Source organism: Halomonas sp. CnH100-B, assembly GCF_024124605.1.
GTDB lineage: Bacteria > Pseudomonadota > Gammaproteobacteria > Pseudomonadales > Halomonadaceae > Vreelandella.
In genome coordinates this window covers 43,905-64,192 of sequence record NZ_JAMXRX010000003.1, presented here as the reverse complement: position 1 = coordinate 64,192, position 20,288 = coordinate 43,905, and the positions used below count along the sequence as shown (strand labels likewise).

General features: G+C 61.2%; 21 protein-coding genes and 1 pseudogene. 10 read left to right on the top strand and 12 right to left on the bottom strand.

Going from position 1 to position 20,288, the window contains the following annotated elements; translation table 11 throughout:
- Positions 1–37 precede the first annotated feature (37 nt).
- The 5 genes from glnE to NH398_RS07010 are packed head-to-tail and all read right to left on the bottom strand — an operon-like array spanning position 38 to position 5,936.
- Positions 38–3,001, bottom strand: coding sequence for a bifunctional [glutamate--ammonia ligase]-adenylyl-L-tyrosine phosphorylase/[glutamate--ammonia-ligase] adenylyltransferase (gene glnE / locus NH398_RS07030; RefSeq protein ID WP_253017467.1), 2,964 nt, complete (start codon positions 2,999–3,001; stop codon positions 38–40).
- A gap of 53 nt (positions 3,002–3,054) precedes the next feature.
- A complete protein-coding gene (locus NH398_RS07025) occupies positions 3,055–3,426 on the bottom strand; it encodes a diacylglycerol kinase (protein WP_159343181.1) in 372 nt (123 codons plus the stop codon).
- Positions 3,427–3,454: 28 nt separating this feature from the next.
- Positions 3,455–4,933 carry a D-alanyl-D-alanine carboxypeptidase/D-alanyl-D-alanine-endopeptidase gene (gene dacB, locus NH398_RS07020; protein ID WP_253017466.1) on the bottom strand — a complete coding sequence of 493 codons (1,479 nt, stop codon included), beginning with the start codon at positions 4,931–4,933 and terminating at the stop codon, positions 3,455–3,457.
- 11 nt (positions 4,934–4,944) lie between these two features.
- Positions 4,945–5,274: a multidrug efflux SMR transporter gene (locus NH398_RS07015; protein WP_159343183.1), complete on the bottom strand. Its 330-nt coding sequence runs from the start codon at positions 5,272–5,274 to the stop codon at positions 4,945–4,947.
- Positions 5,271–5,936, bottom strand: coding sequence for a methyltransferase domain-containing protein (locus tag NH398_RS07010; RefSeq protein ID WP_253017464.1), 666 nt, complete (start codon positions 5,934–5,936; stop codon positions 5,271–5,273). Before NH398_RS07010 ends, NH398_RS07015 begins: the two co-directional genes overlap by 4 nt.
- A 221-nt stretch (positions 5,937–6,157) precedes the next feature.
- Here NH398_RS07010 and NH398_RS07005 point away from each other — a divergent pair, with 221 nt between their 5' ends.
- The 7 genes and pseudogenes from NH398_RS07005 to NH398_RS06975 all read left to right on the top strand — a co-directional run bounded on the left by NH398_RS07005 (position 6,158) and on the right by NH398_RS06975 (position 13,049).
- Positions 6,158–8,041: a beta-ketoacyl synthase gene (locus NH398_RS07005; protein ID WP_253018131.1), complete on the top strand. Its 1,884-nt coding sequence runs from the start codon at positions 6,158–6,160 to the stop codon at positions 8,039–8,041.
- On the top strand, positions 8,038–8,532 hold the full coding sequence (coaD, locus tag NH398_RS07000) for a pantetheine-phosphate adenylyltransferase (RefSeq protein ID WP_159343185.1): 495 nt from the start codon (positions 8,038–8,040) through the stop codon (positions 8,530–8,532). The genes NH398_RS07005 and coaD overlap by 4 nt, the downstream gene beginning before the upstream one ends.
- Positions 8,533–8,603: 71 nt before the next feature.
- Complete coding sequence (locus NH398_RS06995) at positions 8,604–8,852, top strand: YfhL family 4Fe-4S dicluster ferredoxin (RefSeq protein ID WP_039182874.1); 249 nt, start codon at positions 8,604–8,606, stop codon at positions 8,850–8,852.
- A 50-nt stretch (positions 8,853–8,902) separates the two neighbouring features.
- Positions 8,903–9,911: pseudogene (locus NH398_RS06990) on the top strand (MATE family efflux transporter).
- Between the two features lie 166 nt (positions 9,912–10,077).
- Positions 10,078–11,388: a short-chain fatty acid transporter gene (locus NH398_RS06985; protein ID WP_253017462.1), complete on the top strand. Its 1,311-nt coding sequence runs from the start codon at positions 10,078–10,080 to the stop codon at positions 11,386–11,388.
- Positions 11,389–11,465: 77 nt separating this feature from the next.
- Positions 11,466–12,011 carry an acyl-CoA thioesterase gene (locus NH398_RS06980; RefSeq protein ID WP_253017460.1) on the top strand — a complete coding sequence of 182 codons (546 nt, stop codon included), beginning with the start codon at positions 11,466–11,468 and terminating at the stop codon, positions 12,009–12,011.
- A 33-nt stretch (positions 12,012–12,044) separates the two neighbouring features.
- Positions 12,045–13,049: an ion transporter gene (locus NH398_RS06975; RefSeq protein ID WP_253017459.1), complete on the top strand. Its 1,005-nt coding sequence runs from the start codon at positions 12,045–12,047 to the stop codon at positions 13,047–13,049.
- Here the strand turns inward: NH398_RS06975 and NH398_RS06970 are convergent, their stop codons facing one another.
- Entirely contained in the window at positions 13,050–14,444 is a 1,395-nt protein-coding gene (locus tag NH398_RS06970) for a PLP-dependent aminotransferase family protein (protein WP_253017457.1), read from the bottom strand.
- A gap of 98 nt (positions 14,445–14,542) precedes the next feature.
- On the opposite strand from NH398_RS06970, the gene NH398_RS06965 reads away from it, so the two are divergent.
- Complete coding sequence (locus NH398_RS06965) at positions 14,543–15,148, top strand: LysE family translocator (RefSeq protein WP_159343191.1); 606 nt, start codon at positions 14,543–14,545, stop codon at positions 15,146–15,148.
- On the opposite strand, the gene NH398_RS06960 is transcribed toward NH398_RS06965, so the two are convergent.
- On the bottom strand, positions 15,145–15,504 hold the full coding sequence (locus NH398_RS06960; protein ID WP_253017455.1) for an I78 family peptidase inhibitor: 360 nt from the start codon (positions 15,502–15,504) through the stop codon (positions 15,145–15,147). The two genes, NH398_RS06965 and NH398_RS06960, sit on opposite strands and share 4 nt — an antisense overlap.
- A 117-nt stretch (positions 15,505–15,621) precedes the next feature.
- Positions 15,622–15,753, bottom strand: a complete 132-nt coding sequence (locus NH398_RS06955) for an entericidin A/B family lipoprotein (RefSeq protein ID WP_044630151.1) — start codon at positions 15,751–15,753, stop codon at positions 15,622–15,624.
- Between the two features lie 130 nt (positions 15,754–15,883).
- Between NH398_RS06955 and NH398_RS06950 the strand changes: the two genes are divergently transcribed.
- Positions 15,884–16,339, top strand: a complete 456-nt coding sequence (locus tag NH398_RS06950) for an HIT family protein (RefSeq protein WP_366070375.1) — start codon at positions 15,884–15,886, stop codon at positions 16,337–16,339.
- 2 nt (positions 16,340–16,341) lie between these two features.
- Here the strand turns inward: NH398_RS06950 and NH398_RS06945 are convergent, their stop codons facing one another.
- The 4 genes from NH398_RS06945 to NH398_RS06930 are packed head-to-tail and all read right to left on the bottom strand — an operon-like array spanning position 16,342 to position 18,997.
- Positions 16,342–17,334, bottom strand: a complete 993-nt coding sequence (locus tag NH398_RS06945; protein WP_253017452.1) for a nickel/cobalt transporter — start codon at positions 17,332–17,334, stop codon at positions 16,342–16,344.
- 57 nt (positions 17,335–17,391) lie between these two features.
- The gene (locus tag NH398_RS06940) at positions 17,392–18,063 is read right to left on the bottom strand and encodes a DUF1007 family protein (RefSeq protein WP_159343194.1); all 672 of its coding nucleotides are present in this window, start codon (positions 18,061–18,063) and stop codon (positions 17,392–17,394) included.
- On the bottom strand, positions 18,063–18,437 hold the full coding sequence (locus tag NH398_RS06935; protein WP_159343195.1) for a hypothetical protein: 375 nt from the start codon (positions 18,435–18,437) through the stop codon (positions 18,063–18,065). Before NH398_RS06935 ends, NH398_RS06940 begins: the two co-directional genes overlap by 1 nt.
- Positions 18,434–18,997, bottom strand: coding sequence for a hypothetical protein (locus tag NH398_RS06930; RefSeq protein WP_253017450.1), 564 nt, complete (start codon positions 18,995–18,997; stop codon positions 18,434–18,436). Before NH398_RS06930 ends, NH398_RS06935 begins: the two co-directional genes overlap by 4 nt.
- Positions 18,998–19,114: 117 nt before the next feature.
- Here NH398_RS06930 and NH398_RS06925 point away from each other — a divergent pair, with 117 nt between their 5' ends.
- Complete coding sequence (locus NH398_RS06925) at positions 19,115–20,248, top strand: glycerate kinase (protein WP_253017448.1); 1,134 nt, start codon at positions 19,115–19,117, stop codon at positions 20,246–20,248.
- Positions 20,249–20,288 lie beyond the last annotated feature (40 nt).

The window sequence follows — 20,288 nt, the reverse complement described above, 5'->3', positions numbered from 1 at the left end:
TTTTACCGATGCTACTGAAAAATGCCTGGCGCGCCAATCAGGGCTCCAGAAAACGCTGCCACAACCTGGTCACCACCTGACGATGTTCTGCAAACTCGCTGACTTGCCCCAACGCCTTGTCTCCCGTCAACGCCGCGCGATGCGTTCGGCTGCGGTAGGCCAAATACGCGTCGCGAAGTTGCTCGGCCTCCTCCTGGGTGATGTGCCCACTCTCCGCCAGGGTCTCCAGAATGCGAATATTGTCGCTATAGGTGATCAGCGCTGGCGTCTGGTGGGAAAGCGCCAGCACGGCGTACTGACACAGAAACTCGATATCCACCATGCCACCGGCGTCGTGTTTCAAGTTAAAGGTCGCGTCGGGGCCACTCTCCACCTGTCCTTTGGTACCCAGGTGGTCACGCATTTTGTGGCGCATGCTGACCACGTCATCACGCAGCGATGCTGGGTCACGCTGACGGCGTAAAATCTCGCCACGCAGGGCATCGAACTTTTTGGCCAGCGCCTCGTTGCCTGCCACCACGCGCGCGCGCACCAGCGCCTGATGCTCCCAGGTCCAGGCGTTTTGGTGCTGGTAGTCGGCGAAGGCATCGAGGGAAGTAACCAGCAGCCCCGCATTTCCTGAGGGTCGCAGGCGCATGTCCACTTCGTACAGGCTGCCTGCGGGGGTCACGGCGGTGAGCAAGTGGATGATGCGCTGGCCTAGGCGGGTGAAAAACACCGGTGTATCCAGAGGACGCGGACCGTCGGTACTGCCTTTGCCGTCGTTATCGTGCAGGAACACCAGATCCAGATCGGAGCCATAGCCCAACTCGATGCCGCCCAGCTTGCCGTAACCAATCACCAAGAACGCCGGCTCTTGGTGATGACACCCGGCGGGAGCGCCGTGCTTGCGCGTCACGTGTTTCCACGCCATGGCCAGCACCGCATCCAAGATCACTTCGGCGATGTAGGTTAAGTAATCGCTTACTTTCATCAGGTGGCGCGTACCGGCAATATCGGAGGCCGCCACGTGGAGCATCTGGGCGTGCTTGAAAACCCGCAGCGCCTCTAGCTGTGCTTCCTCGTCCTCTTCGGGTATGCGGTTGAGCGTTTGGCGCAGCTCATCGGCCAAACGCGCCTTGTCTGCGGGCGTGTAGAGCGTATCGGGGGTCAATAACTCGTCCAGCAGGATCGGGTAGCGTGCTAGCTGCTCGGCAATCCAAGGGCTCGCCGAGCAGAGTCGCATGAGATGCTCCAGCGCTTGAGGGTTTTCCCGCAGCAGCGCCAGGTACGCGGTACGGCGCAACACGGCCTCGATCAGCGGCTGCACCCGCGTCAGCGCGGTGTCCGGGGTCTCGCTCTCGGCAACGGCACTCAGCAGGAGCGGCATGAGCGCATCCAAACGCTCAAAGCCAATGCGCTGCATGCTTTGCACGGCCCGGGAGCTGGAGAGGCTCTGCACGCGCTTGAGCGCTTTTTCCGATTCGTTAAAGCCCGCTTCGCTGAGAAGGGCCTGAGCCTCATCCTCTTCAAGCTCACCGCGCCACAAAAGCCGCCACTGGTGGAGGCTGGCGTCGCTTTGCTCTTCATCGGCCTCTTCTTCAGGGTCCGCGATCACCGCGTCGAAGTGCTGGCGCACCCGCTCGCGGACCTCATCGAGCTGGGCGATAAGTCCGGGCCAATCCTCGTGCCCCATGGCGAAAGCGACGCGCTCGCGGTCCTCATCGTCGTTGGGCAGCATCTGCGTTTGGCGATCTTCCAGCGCCTGAAGGGCGTGTTCCAGATCGCGCAGGAAGGCGTAATCCGGCAGCAGCTCGTCTACCACGGCTGGGGGCAGCAGCCCAAGGTCGGGTAAGCGCTTGAGCGCTGTTTGCAGCGAGGTGACCTGCAGCTCGGTATCACGGCCGCCGCGAATCAGCTGAAACGCCTGCACCACGAACTCCACCTCGCGAATGCCTCCCGGCCCCAGCTTGATATTGCTCTGCATGCCTTTGCGCTTCACTTCCCGGTTGATCATTGCCTTCAGCTCGCGCAGCGATTCGATGGCCCCGAAATCCAGGTAGCGGCGATACACGAACGGCCGCAGGCTCGCCAGCAACTCATGCCCGGCGTCGAGGTCCCCAGCAATGGGCCGCGCTTTGAGCATTGCGTAGCGCTCCCACTCTCGGCCTTGGTCTTGATAGTAGCTGGAGAGCATCGAAAAGCTGCCCACCAGCGGGCCACCGTCGCCCAGCGGGCGCAGGCGCATATCCACGCGGAACACGAAGCCATCCGCCGTCATGGCATCCAGGGCAGCGATCAACCGCTGACCAAGCTTGGTGAAGTACTCTTGATGCTCGAGTGGCTTACGACCGCCTTCGGTCTCGCCCTTTTCAGGGAAGGCAAAAATCAGATCGATGTCCGAGGAGAGGTTGAGCTCCCCGGCGCCCAACTTACCCATTCCCAGCACCACCAGCCGTTGAGACTCACCCTGTCGTCGAGCCGCAGGCGTGCCCCAGCGGGGGGCGTAAAAACGCTCCAGCCAACCCAGCGCCGCGTCGGTGCACACTTCCGCCAGCCAAGAGACCGACCGAGCGGTGTCCCACATGGTGGCACCGTCGGGGCGATTAAGATCGCGCCAAATAATGCCCAGCATACGCGCGCGGCGAAAACGGCGCAGGATACGGTGCAACGCGTCTTCGTCCTCGGCGCTCTCCAGGGCATCATCCAACCACTGAGTCAGCGCTTCCTTACTGGGGGCGCTATCCAACTCTCCGGCAGCGTCCAGCTCGGCCAGCCAGAGGGGAAAGCGCGCCAGCGTATCGAGAGCAAAGGTGGAAATCGTCACCACTCGGGCGAGCGCTTCCCGGCGGGCAGGAGAGAGCGACTCCCAACTGCTGGAGGGTAGCGGCTGCTTGGTCATCGAGGCGATGTTGTCCGCTTGGCTCAACGCCTCGCTCAGGCGTTGGTGTGCCCCAGTGGCGGCAGGTGCGAGTGCTTTAGGAAGCGTGGCCGTGGAAAATAACGCATCGTGGGTCTGCATGAGCACCTCTTTGCCAAGCGGTTGTTATGATTATTAACGACATTCTGGGCCGATTAGCCCATCCATTTTTCCCAGCCTAACAGCCCCCAGGTCAGCCCCGCCATCATCAGTGAGAGCATCACGGCGGCCGAGCCGATGTCCTTGGCGCGTCCCGACAGTTCGTGGTGCTCGGTACCGATACGATCGACCACGTTTTCGATGGCGCTATTGAGCAGCTCGACGATCAGCACGAGAAACAGGCTGCCGACCAGCAGCAGCCAGCTGACCGGACCTTCGCCAATCCACCAGGCGAACGGCAGCAGCACGGCGGTAATCGCCAGCTCCTGGCGAAAGGCAGATTCGTTGCGAAACGCCGCTTTTAGCCCCTTCCAGGAGTAGCGTGTGGAGTGCAGTAAATGGGTTAACCCCGTGTGACTTGGCTTCATGCCCGTTGTGCCTCAGCTAAGCGTTTCATTAATTGGCCAATATCATTGCATCTAGATCTAACGACAGCGGGTCGAGCACCTCGGGCCAGCTGAGATAAGGCGTACTGCCGCTCCCGTTCACCAGCACGCTGAACACGCCCCAGCGCCCTTGGGCCGTGCGGAAATAGCCTGCCGCAGCGCGCACGGCAAACGGCTGGTTGAGCGTGCCGGTTTTCAGCATGACGTTATGTTGGAACGTGGATGAACCGCGACGAATAAAGCGCATCACCCCATTGGCGGGCGATTGAAAAGAGGCTACGAAACTTGGGAACAGCGCGCTTTGACGGAACATGTCCTCCAGCATGACGTTGACACCGTGGGCCGAGGTACGGTTATCGGTGGTGAGCCCGCTGCCGCTGTGTAGCGTGATCGGGCCATGCCCCGACAGGCGCTGGACATAGGTTTCGATGGCCTGCCCTGCCTGACGCAGCTGCGCCTGGGGCGTTTCCACCAAGTTCAGCGCCAGCACGTCGGCCATATAGTTGTTGGAGTAGTTCATGGTGCGCAACAGCAGCTCTTGTAGCGGCTGGCTATCCACGGCGGCCAGGCGCTGGGCGCTGCTCGGCGGCTGGCTGGCGCTGACGCGCCACGGATCACGAACGCTGACGCCCGACTGGTTGAGCATACTGAGCAGTACCTGAGCCGTCTTCTCTGCGGCATCCCCCGCACCACGGTAGACATCCCGCGCCACTGCGTTGGTAGAAATCTGCCCCGTCAATCGCATGACATCACCGCGCTCGTCGGTTAGCCGCTCTGCGCTGATCTCGGTACCGCTATTGGCCGGACGCGTGACGACCTGATTATCGATCACGATCAGCGGGTCTTGGCTGTCGCACAGGCCTACCCGGGCAGGTGCACCTGGCTGGGCGGCCGGCGCGACATTGACACACCAAGTGCCAAAGTTGACGCCTGCCGAGGTGAGCGGCGCGCTGTAGGCATTGGTCACCCGGGTGCGGGCATTGCAGCGGTCCGTGGTGATGCACTCCACCGGCCCGAAGCGCCACTGGCTAACCACCAGCGCGCCGTCAACGCGGTCAACGCCCGCCAGCCGCAAGCGTTGAACGAGCCGCCATAGATCTTCGGTGGTCAGACCTGGGTCACCGCCACCTTCGAACACGAGATCGCCCCTCAGCACGCCATCCTGCACCGCGCCGGTACTGACGAGTTGGCTAGTGAAGCGGTGCTGGGGGCCAAAGCGATTCAGCAAGGCCGCCGACATGTACGCTTTAGTGACCGAGGCGGGCGAGAGCTGACGCTCCGGGTTCAGGCTGCCCAGTAACGGGTTGCTGCCGCTATCGGCATCCAGAAGGCGCGCTTCGGCACTGATCGAAAACCCTTTTGCCTCGAGCTGGCTCAATCGGGTGAAGTCGGCCCAAAGCGCAGAACTGGCGCAGAGTGCCGCGGTCGTGAGCCCTGCGACGACACCGTTACGCAGCCAGCGTGCGGAAAAATGGAGTAAACACGTCACGTTGAGCTACCTCAATGCACATTCATTTTGGAAAAGACCTGTAGCGTCACCACGCCCGCCACGATCAGGGTAATGCCCAGCACGGCGGGCAGGTCGGGCTTTTCGCCAAACACCACGATGCCTACCAGCGTGACCAGCACGATACCCAACCCTGCCCAAATGGCGTAGGTCACCCCTACCGGCAGGGTGCGCAGCACCAGGCTCAATAAATAGAACGCAACGGCATAGCCCCCCACCACCAAGAGACTTGGCAGCGGCCGGGTAAATCCCGCCGAGGCTTTTAGCGCACTGGTGGCGATCACTTCCGCCACAATCGCTAGAATCAGATACACAAACGTCATGGGCGCTCCAAGTCGATGCACAAACGCCAGAGCGTTTGGCCACTTTGGTCATATTTGGCTTCAAACGGGGTGAGATAATCACCGTTAGGTTGCAGGGAGGTGACGCTGGCCGTCTGACCGGTGACGACTTCGACGGCCTGGGCAAACTCTTCCACATAGAGCTGCCAGTTCGAGCGCAGCTCCAGCCGCCCGCCCAAAGCTAATAGTGTGGGGAAAACCGGATGGCCATGCCAGCGCATTTTCAAGTGGGCCGACTTGGGATACGGGTTGGGGTACAGCAAATAGTGACGCTCGGGCGCCCAGCCGGCTTCCAGGGCCAGACGCCAAAAATCGACCAAATCGGCGCGCACCAGCAGCGCATTGTCCGGCGGCTCGCCGTGCTCGCGTCCCAGCCGATCTTCGCTGCGATCAACGCCGATCACACGATGTTCTGGGAACTGTATGGCGAGTCGCCGGGTCGATAACCCGACCCCGCAGCCAGCGTCGAGAATCAAGGGTGCCGTGTGCTGTTGCCGCCACGCATCGGCCTGCTCGAACGCACGACGCGTGTGATCGGCAATGGGTTTGCGCAGCGGATGCGCGAGGGCGCGCGCGACTCGGCGCGCCACATCGTGATGCGGACCGGGTTGATTGGACGTCACTGGCCGTGAAGTGTGCTGCATGCCATCCCCTGGGTTAAAAAAAGCGTGATTCTATCAGTCTCCCGCGCGCTCGGCATGACGCCGTTGTACGCCCGGTGCTATGATCACGCCCGAGCCATTTGTTCAGCTCACTATTAAGCTCGGATCGGTCACCGTTTTCGGCCTGGTCCGACAATAACTGTTATTAAAAACCACCGCACCACGAGGAACCCGGCTTGTCACACTTACCGGTGATTGTCGGCATGGGCGGCATCAATCCCGCCGGCAGAACCTCGGGCCATCAGGCCTTCCGCCGCACCGTGCTTGATGCTCTACCCGCCGACCAGCAGCGCCAAACCCTGGAAGGCTTGGCGGCACTCATGCGCCTTGCCGAGCACTCCGACAACGGATGGCACGACAGCGCAGGGCAGCCCATCGACGCCCCGGCCCAACGGCTGCGTGATCAGGTGCTTAACCACACGCTGATTCGCCGCAACGAAGACCCGCGCTTTCTCGCCCCCGGCCTGCCCGCGAACCGACGAGCCGACCTGGCCCTGGCCGAGCCGCTGCGCGTGACACTGCGCCGCCGCCAGCTGCCGGAACAGCTACCCGACGGGTGGCAGGTGCGTGAGATCGACGCGCGGCAGGTCGAAGTCACCCTTCCTGCCGGTGCTTTCGACGTGCTGCTGCCTGATGCACAGGAACCCAAGGTGCGGGCCGCGGCCCAGCTGCCCAGCGGCTTCGATCCCGCCAGCCTGTACCGCAGCGTCCACCATCCGCGCGGACTCTCGATGGCGGTCTTCGGTGCCAGCGACTGCCTGGGTGCCAGCGGCCTCTCTTGGGAAACCCTACGCCAGCAGCTCAACCCCGATCACATTGCCGTCTATGCGGGCAACTCCATTGGCCAGCTCGATGACCAGGGGTGGGGCGGCTTGCTGAAAAGCTTGGTGACCGGCCAGCGCGCCACCTCCAAGCAGATGCCACTCGGCTATGGGCAAATGCCCGCAGACTTTCTCAATGCCTATGTCCTCGGCAGCGTAGGCGGCACCGGTGCAGCGCTGGGTGCGTGCGCGAGCTTCCTCTACAACCTGCGTCTGGGCATCGAGGATATCCGCGCTGGCCGCCGCCGAGTGGTCATGGTGGGCACGGCCGATGCGCCAATCACACCGGAGATCATCGAAGGTTTCCGCGCCATGGGCGCGCTGGCCGATGACGCCAGCCTGAAAGCGCTGGATGCCTTGGAGCTGCTCACCGATGCTGATTACCAGCGCGCCTGCCGCCCGTTTGCCCGCAATTGCGGGTTCACCATGGCCGAAGCGAGCCAGTTCCTGCTGCTGATGGACGACAGCCTCGCCCTCACGCTAGGCGCCGACATTCTGGGTGCGGTGCCCGAGGTCTTCGTCAACGCTGACGGCTACAAGCGCTCTATCTCTGCGCCCGGCATCGGCAACTACATCACTCTGGGCAAAGCGGCCGCGCTGGTCAAAGACATGCTGGGGGAGACCGCGCTGAAAGAGCGCACTTTCCTTCATGCCCACGGCACCAGCACGCCGAAAAACCGCACCACCGAATCCCACGTGTTCGATGAAATCGCCCGTGCGAACGGCATCGAGCAGTGGCCGGTGGTGGCGATCAAAGCGTTCATCGGCCACTCGCAAGGCTCTGCGGCGGGCGACCAGATGGCCAGCGCCCTGGGCAGCTTTGCCCACGGCTTGCTGCCGGGCATCCCGACGTTGGATGCAGTGGCCGATGACGTGTATGCCGAGCGGCTGCGCTTTTTCACGACGCCGCAAGCGTTTACTGCCGATGCCGCCTTTATCAACGCCAAAGGCTTTGGCGGCAATAACGCCACGGGTGTCGTGCTCTCGCCCGACGTCACCGAGCGCCTGCTGGTCAAGCGCCACGGCCGTGCGGCCATCGATACCTGGAAAGGCCGCCGCGAAGCCGTCCGCGCCAACGCCACGGCTTATCTTGCCGACGCCGACCGGGGACACTATGCACCTCGCTATCAGTTTGGCGAAGCGGTGCTGGAAGGCCCAGAGCTTGAGATACACGCAGACCGCATCCACATTCCCGGCTACGATCAGGCGGTGTCACTGGCCGCCGACAACCCGTTTGGTTCGCTGGACGAGGAGACGCCGACATGAGCACCCGCCGCGAAAATATCGCCGTCTACCCAGGGACGTTCGATCCGATCACCAACGGTCATTACGACCTGATCGAGCGCGGCGCGCGCATGTTCGACAAAGTGGTGATTGCCGTGGCGGCCAGCCCTGGCAAACGCCCCAGCCTGGATTTAGAGACGCGCATTGCGCTGGCGGAGTCGGTGTGCGCATCGCTGCCCAATGTCAGCGTCATTGGTTTCTCGACGCTGCTCACCACCATGATGCACGAACAGGGCGCAACCATCATTCTGCGAGGCCTGCGTGCGGTCTCCGATTTCGAGTACGAGCTGCAGCTGGCCAACATGAATCGTGCTCAAAACCCGGAGCTCGAGAGCGTGTTTCTCACCCCGGCGGTGGAAAACTCTTATATCTCCTCGACCATCGTGCGGGAAATCGCCAAGCTGGGTGGCGATATTTCGCCGCTGGTGCATCCGCAGGTCGCAGAGGCGCTGCGTAAGCACTACACTACCTAGCTATCGATATTGTTGAGTAAAACACTCGGGTATCTAAAACCCGAGTGATACGCCATTCGTGAGGTATGCCCATGGCCCTGATGATCACCGACGAATGCATTAACTGCGACGTCTGCGAACCGGAATGCCCCAATGACGCGATCTCTCCCGGCGAGGAGATTTACGTGATCAATCCCAATTTGTGCACCGAGTGTGTCGGCCACTTCGACGAACCTCAGTGCCAGCAGGTGTGTCCGGTGGACTGTATTCCCCTCGACCCAGAGCGCCCCGAGACCCAAGAGCAGTTGATGGAGAAGTACCGCATCATTACTGCCGCTTAACTCGCCCACTCTAGATGTGCCTGAACGTCTGCAAGCGAAGGTCACTCTGAATGCGTATTTGGACCCTCGCTTGGCCCATCATACTCTCCAACATCACCGTGCCCCTGCTGGGGCTGGTGGACACGGCCGTGGTCGGGCACTTGCCTGACTCCCGCTATTTAGCCGGCGTTACCCTCGGTGCCACCCTATTCAGCTTCCTTTATTGGGGCTTTGGCTTTTTGCGCATGGGCACCACCGGGCTGGTGGCCCAGGCCATTGGGCGTGAGGCGTCGAGCGACGTTCGCAACCTGCTCGGCCAGTCGCTCATCATGGCGCTCGTCATCGGCACCCTATTGATCGTGTTTGGCTCGCCGCTGATCTCTCTTGGCCTGTGGTTACTGGATGGCAGCGCCGAGGCCACGCCGCTGGCCCGCGAGTATGCCGAGATTCGCCTCTGGTCTGCCCCTGCCGTACTGGCCAACTACGCCATTCTGGGGTGGTTCTTAGGGCAGCAGAACTCCCGCGTCACGCTGATGATTCTGCTGCTGACCAACAGCGTGAACATCCTGCTCGATCTGTGGTTCGTCGTCGGTCTAGGGATGACCAGCAACGGCGTCGCGCTGGCCAGCGTGTTTGCGGACTACAGCGCGCTGGCGGGAGTTTGCCGCTACGGTGCGCGCCACGGCTCACTTCTCGTTCTGGACCTCCGCTGCGGCGGCACTGCTGTTTGCAGTGGGAGGTAACCAGCTCATTGCCCTGCTCACCGGACTTGATGACGTACGCGCCACCGCAGCTATCTATCTACCGTGGATGGTGGTCATGCCGCTCATCGCCGTGTGGAGCTATCTATTCGACGGCGTGTTTATCGGCACTACGGCGGTGAGGGAAATGCGCAACAGCATTTTTGCAGGCCTCGCCGTTTACCTACCTACTTGGTGGTTCTGCCAGGGACTGGGCAATCACGGCCTCTGGCTGGCGTTTACGCTCTTCACCCTGACTCGCTCGGCCGTGCTCATTGGTTACTACCGCCGCTACCGGCTGACCCGCTGGCGTGCGTCCCCCCGCGTGTCTCACCTTTGATCAGCAGCGTTGAACGCCACAACGGGCAGGGCTAGCTAACTGCGCTACCGTAGTGTGATGCGACAATGCTAAGCGCCCTGCGCATTGGCCGTTGAGGGATGAAAATTGTGCCGCACCGCCGTATATTAGCCGCGCACTTCCTAATAACGAATAAAGTGAGCACTCCATGCTAAAACTCATATCAAAACCAGCGGTTAAGCTGGTCGAGCGTTATTTGCCAGACCCGTATATCTTCGTCCTCTTGCTAACCCTCATTGCCGCCGTCGCCGCCATTGCGGTAGAGCGTCAAACGCCCTTGGCCGTGCTGCGTATGTGGGGTGACGGCTTCTGGGGCTTGCTGACCTTCTCGATGCAGATGCTGCTCGTGCTGGTCACCGGCTTTATGCTGGCAAGCTCGCCACCGGTAAAACGCATTCTGCAAAAAATTGCCGGTACCGCGAAATCACCCGGCGGCGCGATCATTCTCGTCACGCTTGTATCACTGGCGGCTAGCTGGATCAACTGGGGCTTTGGCCTGGTGGTCGGCGCGCTGTTCGCCAAAGAGCTGGCGCGTGTGATCAAGGTTGATTACCGCCTGCTGGTGGCCAGCGCCTACTCGGGCTTCGTGGTGTGGCACGGCGGTTTGGCCGGTTCGGTGCCGCTGACGATTGCCACCGAAGGCCACTTCTCTGCGGACCAGATCGGCGTGATTGGCACAGGCTCGACCATTTTCGCCTTCTTCAACCTGGCCATCGTCATCTGCTTATTCATCGCCGTGCCGCTGGTTAACCGCATGATGCTGCCCGATGAGAAAGACAGCGTCTACGTCGACCCCAAACTGCTCGACGACGAGCCAGAGCCCGTAGGCCGTATCACGCGACCTGCCGAAAAGCTCGAAAACAGCATGCCGCTGGCGCTGCTGGTGGGCGTGCCGGGCCTACTGTTCCTGCTCGACCACTTCATTCTGCGCGGCGGCGGCCTGAACCTGAACGTGGTGAATTTCATGTTCCTGTTCCTGGCGATCGTGCTGCACCGCACGCCCCGCAACCTGCTCACTAGCCTGAACGAGGCCATTAAAGGCGGCGCGGGTATCGTGATTCAGTTCCCCTTCTATGCGGGCATCATGGCGATCATGGTGCAGTCGGGCCTTGCACAGAGCATGTCGGAGTGGCTGGTCTCGTTTGCAACCGCCAGCTCGCTGCCGTTCTGGTCGTTCATTAGCGCCGGTATCGTGAACCTGTTCGTGCCTTCCGGCGGTGGTCAGTGGGCGGTACAAGCGCCGGTCATGCTGCCTGCCGCAGAAGCGCTGGGGGCCGACATTGCCCGCGTGGCCATGGCGGTGGCCTGGGGAGACGCCTGGACTAACCTGCTGCAACCTTTCTGGGCACTGCCAGTACTGGCGATTGCCGGCTTGAAAGCGAAGGACATCATGGGCTTCTGCCTGATCCAGCTGTTCATTACCGGCATTATCATTTCCGTGGGCTTGGTCTGGTTCTAAGCGGCTAAGCACGACGTCAACGCCCGCCCCTTTGGTATCGCCTGGGGGCGGGCATTTTTAATCGTAAGGTGACTTTTATGTCCGACGCCTCTGCTGTACCCAACGCCTCAGACCAGAGCCTTGAACACAGCGCCTTACCGGGCCAGCACGAGCTCTCCATGACGGTCTTGATGACGCCGGACATGGCGAACTTCAGCGGTAAAGTGCACGGCGGTGCTATTCTTAAAAAGCTCGATGAAGTCGCCTACGCCTGCGCCAGCCGCTACTCCGGCCACTACGTGGTGACGCTCTCGGTGGATCAGGTACTGTTCAAACAGCCAATCCATGTAGGCGAGCTGGTGACGTTTCTCGCCAGCGTGAATCACGTGGGTCGCTCCTCCATGGAGATTGGTATCAAGGTAGTGGCCGAGGATATTCGCCAGAAGCTGATTCGCCATACCAATAGCTGTTACCTCACCATGGTGGCCGTGGACGCCGACGGCAAACCCGCCCGGGTGCCACCCCTGCCGCTGGAGACCCCGCTGCAGAAGCTGCGCTTCGAAAAAGCCGCGCTGCGCAAGAAGCTACGCAAACAGGCAGAGCGTGAAGAGGAGCTGACCCAGCAGCATCACCAGCAGCGCTAAGCGCTGCTCTACCCGCGACGACAAGGAGTCATCATGCCCATCAGGCAGCGCTATCCCCACCTGCCCAAGGCCGTTGAGTATGCGCACATCGGCTGGGATCTGCTGATCCTCGCCGCCGTTATTATTAACCTTAGTCTGCTGCTGTTTGACTCGCTGTTTCTGATTGGCCCGATCAACCAAGCGATTGCCGACATCACACCCGGTTTTCACCGTTTTTACGATACGGCGATTCACAGCCGCTTCATGGCCATTGACTTGGTCTTTGTCAGTTTCTTTATTGCCGATGTGCTGCTGGGCTGGGCCGTGGCAATTGCCGAGCGGCGCTATCACCGCTGGTTCTTTTATCCCTTCGTGCACTGGTACGACGTGCTGGGCTGCATTCCGCTCAGCGGGTTCCGTTGGCTGCGCGTGTTTCGCGTCATCTCGCTCCTGCACCGGCTACATCGGCTGCGCTTGATCGACGTGACGCGCTGGTCGGTCTATCGGTTTTTTGCCAAGTACTACGATATTCTACTGGAAGAACTCTCTGACCGTATTGCGCTACGCCTGCTTGGCAATGTTCAGGAGCAGATCGTTGCCAGCGACTCGCTCACCGAGCGCGTCATCGAGCGGGTGATCATGCCGCGTAAAACCCAGCTCATCCATGAAATTGCCGAGCGCTTAGAGGCCACGGCAGGCCGAGCCTATCAGCAAAATCGCACCGCCATTATGGCGGCCATCGATGATCTGGTGAGCCGCACGCTGCGGGAGAGCCCGGAAATTCAACGGCTGCACCGTTTACCCATGGGGCAAACCGCGTCCAGTGCGATGCAAGCATCCATTAGCAACGTGGCCCAGCGCTTGGTGGATGAAATGGCCCAAGGCATGCACTCCCCCGCCTTCCGTCAGCTCGTGGAGCGAACGGCTGAACATGGCTTTGACAGTTGGCTAACCGTCGACGACACCAGCGCCAAAGTGACCGAGCAGGTGCTTTACGACGTGCTCGAAATGCTTAAAGAGCAGGTACGCCACCAAGGCTGGAAAGACCGCTACGACTAACTAGACCGTGGCGGTCGCCAAGGGCGGCTGCTCAAGGCTCGCTCGAAGAATCGCCAGCGCACGCTTGAGCGCCGTTTGGTCGGCGGCGGCACCGATGCAAATCCGCACCGCCTGGGGGGCGGGGGCGCTGCCCACGCAGAAGGGTTCCGCGCTGGTCACTTTAACGCCCTGCTGATGGAGCCGTTCGCACAGCTCTAGCGCCCGCACGCCATCGGGCAGCGTTAGCCATACGTTGCTGCCGTTTGGCTGGCGGCTCAGCGAATAGCCCGCCAGATGGTCCGTCACGATCTGCTGCCGCGCCGCCAGCTCCTGGGTTTGCCACGCCAGTAGCTCGTGTGCGGAGGGCTGGCTCACCCAGTGGCAGACCAAATCCACCATGAGCGGTGGCACCATCCAACTTTGCGCCCTCAATGCCGCCGCCAGCCGCTCCAACAGCGCAGGCGGCGCGCGCAGCACGCCCATACGCAGCCCGCCTGCCAGCACTTTCGCCGTGCTAAACACAAACAGCGTGCGCTCTGGCGCGAGCTGATACAGCGGCGTGCCGCGCTGTTCAACGGGTAGGTACTGCACGCCATCCTCCAGCAGCCATATATCGTAGCGCCTTGCTAACGCCACGAGCTGCTCCCGGCGCGCTTCGCTCAGGCAGAGGCCGGTGGGGTTGTTTTGATCGGGAGTGAGGTAAATCAAGCGGGGCGGCTGGCGTGCGCACTGCGCTTCCAGCGCCTCCATACACATTCCATCTTGATCAAAGGGAATGCCGACCACCTTGAGATGCGCCTGTTGGGCTGCACTGATGGCTCCTGGGTACGTCAAGGCATCGGCAGCGACCAGCTCCCCCGGGCGCAAAAGTGTGCCGAGCGTTAGGCTAATGCCGTGCTGCCCGCCTTGAGTAATCAGCAGTTCCTCCGCGTTCAGGGTCATGTCTAACTGCGTGAGCCATTGGGAGAGAGCGGCGCGGTGGTGGTCACTGCCTTGAGAACTTGAGTAAGCCACGCTGCGCCTGAGCGCATCCGCCGAGGTGCTTAACGCACTCAGTGCCGTGCTCATCGCCTGCTCTCGCAGGGGGTGGGGCGGCGGTAGGCTGAGGCTTAAATCAATCGTGTCCTCACCGGCTTGCGTAGCAGGCTGACCGCCAAATACACGGGCTGGCCCGCGCTGTTTCACGTAGGTGCCGCTGCCTACCCGGGCACTCACCCAGCCGCGATGCTCTGCTTCGGCATAGCCACGGGTGACGGTGCCCACGGTGACGCCTAACGCATCCGCCAATCGTCGCTGAGGCGGCAGCTTGTCATCTGGCGCTAATTCACCGCTGGTAATGGCATCGCCTATCGCCTGGGCAATTGCCCGATAGCGTGGGCCGCTCATGTGTTCAATGGAAGGCACCCAAATTGTCATGGTGACAATAAAACCTTTGACGTAAAAATTAGCCCCATTATGCTAACAAAAATGCCCGCTAACAACCCAACTCATTACAATTGTATGGATACAAAAAAATGAACAGTGAATGGCTCATTCTTGGCCCAGCAGCGCTCTATATGATGTCGATGACGCTCACTCCGGGGCCCAATAACATCATGCTTACCGCCTCGGGGGCTAACTTTGGCTTTCGACGTACGATGCCGCATATGTGGGGAATTTTAGGAGGCTGTTTCTTACTGTTTGCCAGCATTGCACTGGGGCTAGGCGTGCTGTTCGAACGCTTCCCTGTGGTGCAAACCACGCTGCGCTGGATAGGAAGTGCTTATTTGCTCTACCTTGCCTGGAAAATCGCCACCGCACCGCCGCCCAATTTACACGGTAGCCAGCATGGGGTACCTCTGACGTTTTGGCAGGCGGCCATGTTCCAATTCGCTAACCCAAAAGCGTGGGTGATGGGGCTGGCGCTCATGGCGGGCTTTTTACCGGAAAGCGGCCAGCCGGTCATCAATGCTTTCGTACTGGCCGGGTTTGCGGAGCTGGTGGCGCTGCCCTGCATTGCCCTGTGGGCCGCGTTTGGCAGCGCCATCGGGCAGTGGATCAAAAGCGACCGAGCATGGCGCGGGTTTAACATCACCATGGGCGTACTCACCGCCGCCTGCGTGTGGCTGATTTTGCGTTAGCCGCAGCGCAGCGCCTCGATCATGTCGTTGCTTTCCAAGTGAATATTGAGCCGATCGTCGCGGTAGTCCATGGTCGCGGCGCTGCCGGGGCGCAGCACACGCACCTGACGGGCGCCGCTCTGCTCTTCGAGCGTCGCCACGTTGGCCTCATCAAAGGGCGCACCAATCGCGTACTGCACGGCGCTGGCATCGCATGTTTGGTTGGTCGGCGCGGTGGGATCGACCGTCGGCGGCTTCGGCGCGGCGGTTTCACTGGGTGTGCTGCTACATCCGGCGAGCAGTAACACGGCCAGCGCGCTGCCCACGCGTTTTAGATGGCGTGGCGGGGTGGTCATCCTACGATTGGCGGGCATCATGATCGCTCTCCCTCGATGACGTTTGTCTGATCACTTGTTTCGCTGTCTTCATACGCAGTGCGGGCCAGACATTGCTGCCTAGCCCGCACGTTGCACAACAAGCTGTTAGATCGAACCTTAACTTGCGGCGTCCTGAACGGCTTGACCGCCCTCTTCAACGTCTTGTCCTGCGCCTGCAATGGTGTTGCAGCCCGCTAGAGCACCCGCAGTGATGAGCAGAATAAAGCTCGTCGCCAGTAGTTTTTTCATCGTGTTCTCCTTAACAAGTCATTCAACATCGGGAAGCTCCGGCGGTAGCCTTACCGCCTGGGAGTGTTTTTAGCGTAACAGATTTTAATAATTTCGCCTGTTTTCGCTGAGTTATCCGCTGCCTGCTATGATGCTTGCCAAACCGTTTGGCTTAGGAGCACTCCGCTTGGCAACCTTTGAACTCGACCCACGCTTAGAAGCAGATACCCTACCCTTAGCGGATCTCCCGCTCTGCCGCGCGCTGTTGATGAACGATGCCCGCTACCCCTGGGTCGTGCTGGTGCCCAGAGTGGCCTCGGTCAGCGAAGTGTTTGAACTCAGTCAAGAGGAGCAAGCGCAGCTCTGGCAGGAAGCAACGCAGTTGGGCGCGGCCATGAAAGAGGGTTTTCAAGGCGACAAACTCAATATCGCCACGTTGGGCAACGTGGTCAGCCAGCTACATATCCATCTGGTGGTGCGCTATACCGATGACGCCAGCTGGCCCGCGCCGGTGTGGGGCAACGGCACTCCCAAGCCTTATGAGCTCGCCCAGCAGGGGGAGCGCCGGGAACAGCTGCTAGCGCACATTGAGGGGCTGTCGCTTTAAGCTCAACCGCCCAAAAGCGATCCTCGTGCTGGCGGCTCGTTGAGTAACGGGCCGCTGGCGGGCTGTGCCGCACCGGCCAGCGCCAAGGAAATCCCCAGCGCAACTATCACCGCCCCACCGGTGAGTGCCGCCCAGCCAGCGGCTTTTTCGACCCGCTGCTGACTCTGTTTATGTAGCCGCTTAGTGGCCCACCCTCGGGCCACGATACTCGCCAGGGCCAGTATCGACACGGTAATGCCCGTGCCCAGCGACATCGCCACCACCGACGCGACCCCCACGTAAAATTGGCCTAAAAGGCTTGCGGCACCTAGCATCAAGATCGCTCCGCTGCAGGGGCGCATACCAATCGCCCCGACGGTCATCAAGGCCGTACGCCAATCCAGCGCCTGCGCGGGTTCAATATGATGGGCACCGCCACAGCAGTGGCTGTGGTCGTGGCTGTGATCATGCGCATGTACGTGCTCCATGACCGGCTCACTCTGCACGGCATAGGCATGGCGCAGCTGTTTCACCGCCCGCCAGCAGAGCCAAGCCCCTAATAGCGCTACCAGCAGAAAGCTGGCCTGCTCCACCCAAGCCACGCTGCCCATGGCTTGACGCGTCACCCAGCCTAATCCGTGTACCAATACCGCCACCATCGCAATGGCCGTCACGCCCTGTAGTAGCGAGGCAGCAAACGAGAGCCCTAGCGCCCGGCGAGTCGCACCGCCATGAGACGCCAAATAGGTGGCCAATACTGCTTTACCGTGTCCCGGCCCTGCGGCATGAAACACGCCGTACGCAAAACTGACGCCGAGCAGCGTGATCCATGTGGCGGTGGTGGGCGTTCGTGACAGCTCGGTAATCGCCAGAGTCAAACTGCGGTTTAGCTCTCGCTGCCACGTCAATAGCTGCAGGCTCACCCCCTGTAAATTCACCTGCATGGCCCACACCAGCAGCGCCACGCCCATGAGCGCCACAGCGCCGATGGTGAGTTGTCGTCGCGTTAACGGCATGCCACCTCCAGAAAAGATATAAAGTAACACTTTATACACGACTCGACCGACGGGCGGCTAGCGACAATCCACGCGGCCCGTTTCCGCAAAGTGACGGCCTAACCCTGGTTCGCCCTCTTCGTCCGTATCCAGCAGCGCTGCCTGCATGACCAGCTCAGGGTCGGGGTCGGCGGGTAGTACGCTGAGCGCGCAGTCGGGTTCGCCGTTGAGAATCAGCGCTTGTGGAGAGGGCTCGTCGCCCTCCTCCTCGTGTACCATCTCGATGTAGTACGTGGGGTCGAAGACTTGATACTCCAGCACCTGCCCGCTGAGGGGTTGAGGCGTGGCCAGCGGCAGAATGAACATAAACGTCAAACGGCCGTCCCGCTCCATCGCGGTGTACTCGGTGACCTCGCCAAACGTCTGCGGCTCGTCGCCGACCCGCACCTCGGTAAAGTAGTGCTGAGGAGTCAAGTTATCGCGAATCTCACTGCCCAACTGATCCAGCCCCTGCTCCAGGCTAGCGCCCGGCACCTGCTGCAACTCCTCCATCACTACCAGGCTATAGAAGGGGTCCATCCGCCATGTTTGATGAAGCCCGGTGACAGCACCGTCATCGTTGGTAATGACACGCACGCTCATGTCGATCCAGCCGTGAGGGTGGGCCTGTGCCATCGAACTGATCAACAGGCTGCCCACCAGCAGCGCTTGGCCGGTACGACGCAGCGTGGCAGGTGACCATGCATTCATCACGGCAATTCTCCTAATTTGCGCTGTAACTCCACGAGCCAAGGATCTAGCACATAAGGCGGTATCGGCTGGCTACCGCGCAGTGCTGACACGCTGACCAGACTTCCCCCTTGAGCTTCGCTTACTTGAAGCTGAATCCGATATCCGGGCCAGCGTGCCAGGCTTGCCTCGGCGCGCCCTAAGGTCAAGTCAGCGTGGCGTATCACATAGCCCTGCTCCATCATCAGTGCCACCGCCTCGCGGAAGGTGTGCTCCATTGGCGCGCTATAGCGCAGCTCGCGCGGTTCAAGGGGTTGCGTGGTGGCACAGCCTGCCAGCCATAACGCGGCGCACAGCGTGAGCGCTACCCATGAGGTATGGCGGAATGGTGTCATGATGCCCCCTGCGGTGTGACGGATGACGAAAAAGCTTTCTGGAAACGGCCACAGAAGTCATCGTTACTGGCACTATAGGACTCTCGCAAGTCGCCCAGGTGATCAAAGCGGCGAATGTCCCGTGAGATGCGCAGATGGCCATCGCGGGCAAGCAGCGATACCCGCTCTACTTCAACGGGCTGCTGGCCAAAACCTGGGCCGAAGGCGCCTCCCACGCCAATCCCTACACTGCGACCAATACCAAACCCGCCAAACAGGCGGAAGCCGCTGCCGTAGCCATAGTCGTAGTCATAGCGGTCGTAGTAGCCGATCAGCTCGCGCTCCCGGGAGGCACTCACTAGCCCAAGCTCCGTATCAGTGGTCTCCAACGAAAATCCCCAGGCTTCCAGCACGTCGATGCTTTCCGTCAAAACGCTCAGCGTTTCATCTGGCGAAGACTGGCCGGTGGGGAAGTAGCAAGCCGCCGCTGGCGCAGGCTCCGCTTGGGGCAGCCGGTCAGGAACCGTCTGACAACCCGCCAGTGCCAACAGGCAGGTAATGCTAAGGGGTATGGCCTTCATGAAAAATCCTCTCGCTACCGTCATGGCTGGTGTGTCACCAAGCAGCGCGCTAAGCTCGCCAACAGACATTAAAAAGAACGACAACACGCTGAGACAACGTTTTAAGGAGGTTGTGCGATGAATGTACTGCTTTGTCCTGATAGTTTTAAGGATGCCCTGAGTGCCGAAGAGGCCGCCAAGGCCATGGCACAAGGTATTCAACGGGCAGCGCCCAACGCCATCACACAGCTCTGCCCCCTGGCGGATGGCGGCGAAGGCAGCCTGGACGCCTTAATTGCCGCCACCCATGCCGAGCGCCGTACGCTCACGGTGCAAGACGCCCTTGGGCGGCCACGCCAAGCCGCCTGGGGCTGGCTAAGCGAGCAGCGTACCGCGTTTATCGAGCTGGCAGAAGCCAGCGGCCTGCAGCACCTGACCCGCGAAGAGCGCAACGCCCTGCATACCACCACCTTCGGCGTGGGCGAGCTGTTTCTCGCTGCCCTAGATGCAGGCGCCACCCATGCCCTGCTGCTGCTCGGAGGTAGCGCCACCAACGACGCCGGTGCCGGTATGCTCCAGGCGCTGGGCGCCACGCTACTGGATGCCCAGGGCCAACCGCTGCCCCCAGGCGGCGCCGCACTCCAGCAGCTTGCGACCATGAATCTTTCGACGTTAGACCCGCGCTTGGCCGACTTACGCGTAGAGGCCGCCGTGGATGTGGATAACCCACTGCTGGGCGAACGCGGCGCCAGCGCCGTCTTCGGCCCACAAAAGGGCGCGACAGACGCCGATGTGGCAACGCTAGACCGCGCGCTCGGCCACTTTGCTGACCTAACAGCCAAAGCGCTCGGCAAAGATGACAGAGCACTGCCGGGAGCAGGGGCAGCAGGCGGCATGGGGTTTGCGGCGCACTGCTTTTTGAACGCGGCGCTAACGCCGGGCATTGAAATGATCATGCAGCAGGCGAATTTTGCCCAATTACTGAATGATGCAGATGTAGTGATTACCGGTGAGGGCCGCCTAGATGGCCAGAGCCTAGCGGGCAAAACGCCGATTGGTGTCTCCCGCGCCGCTAAACGCCAGGGCAAGCCGGTGATTGTGCTCGCGGGTAGCCTGGGCGACGGCTGGCAAGCCTGCACGGAAGAGGGCGTCACCGCCGCCTTTGCGCTGGCCGATGGCCTTATGACATTAGAACAGGCGCTACCCCGCACGGCAGAGCTTCTGGCAGACCGCTGCGAAAGCATCGCACGCCTGTGGCTTGCAAGCCGCTGAGCGCGCCTTTGCGTGGGCCTTGGAGCGTGCCTCGAAGATA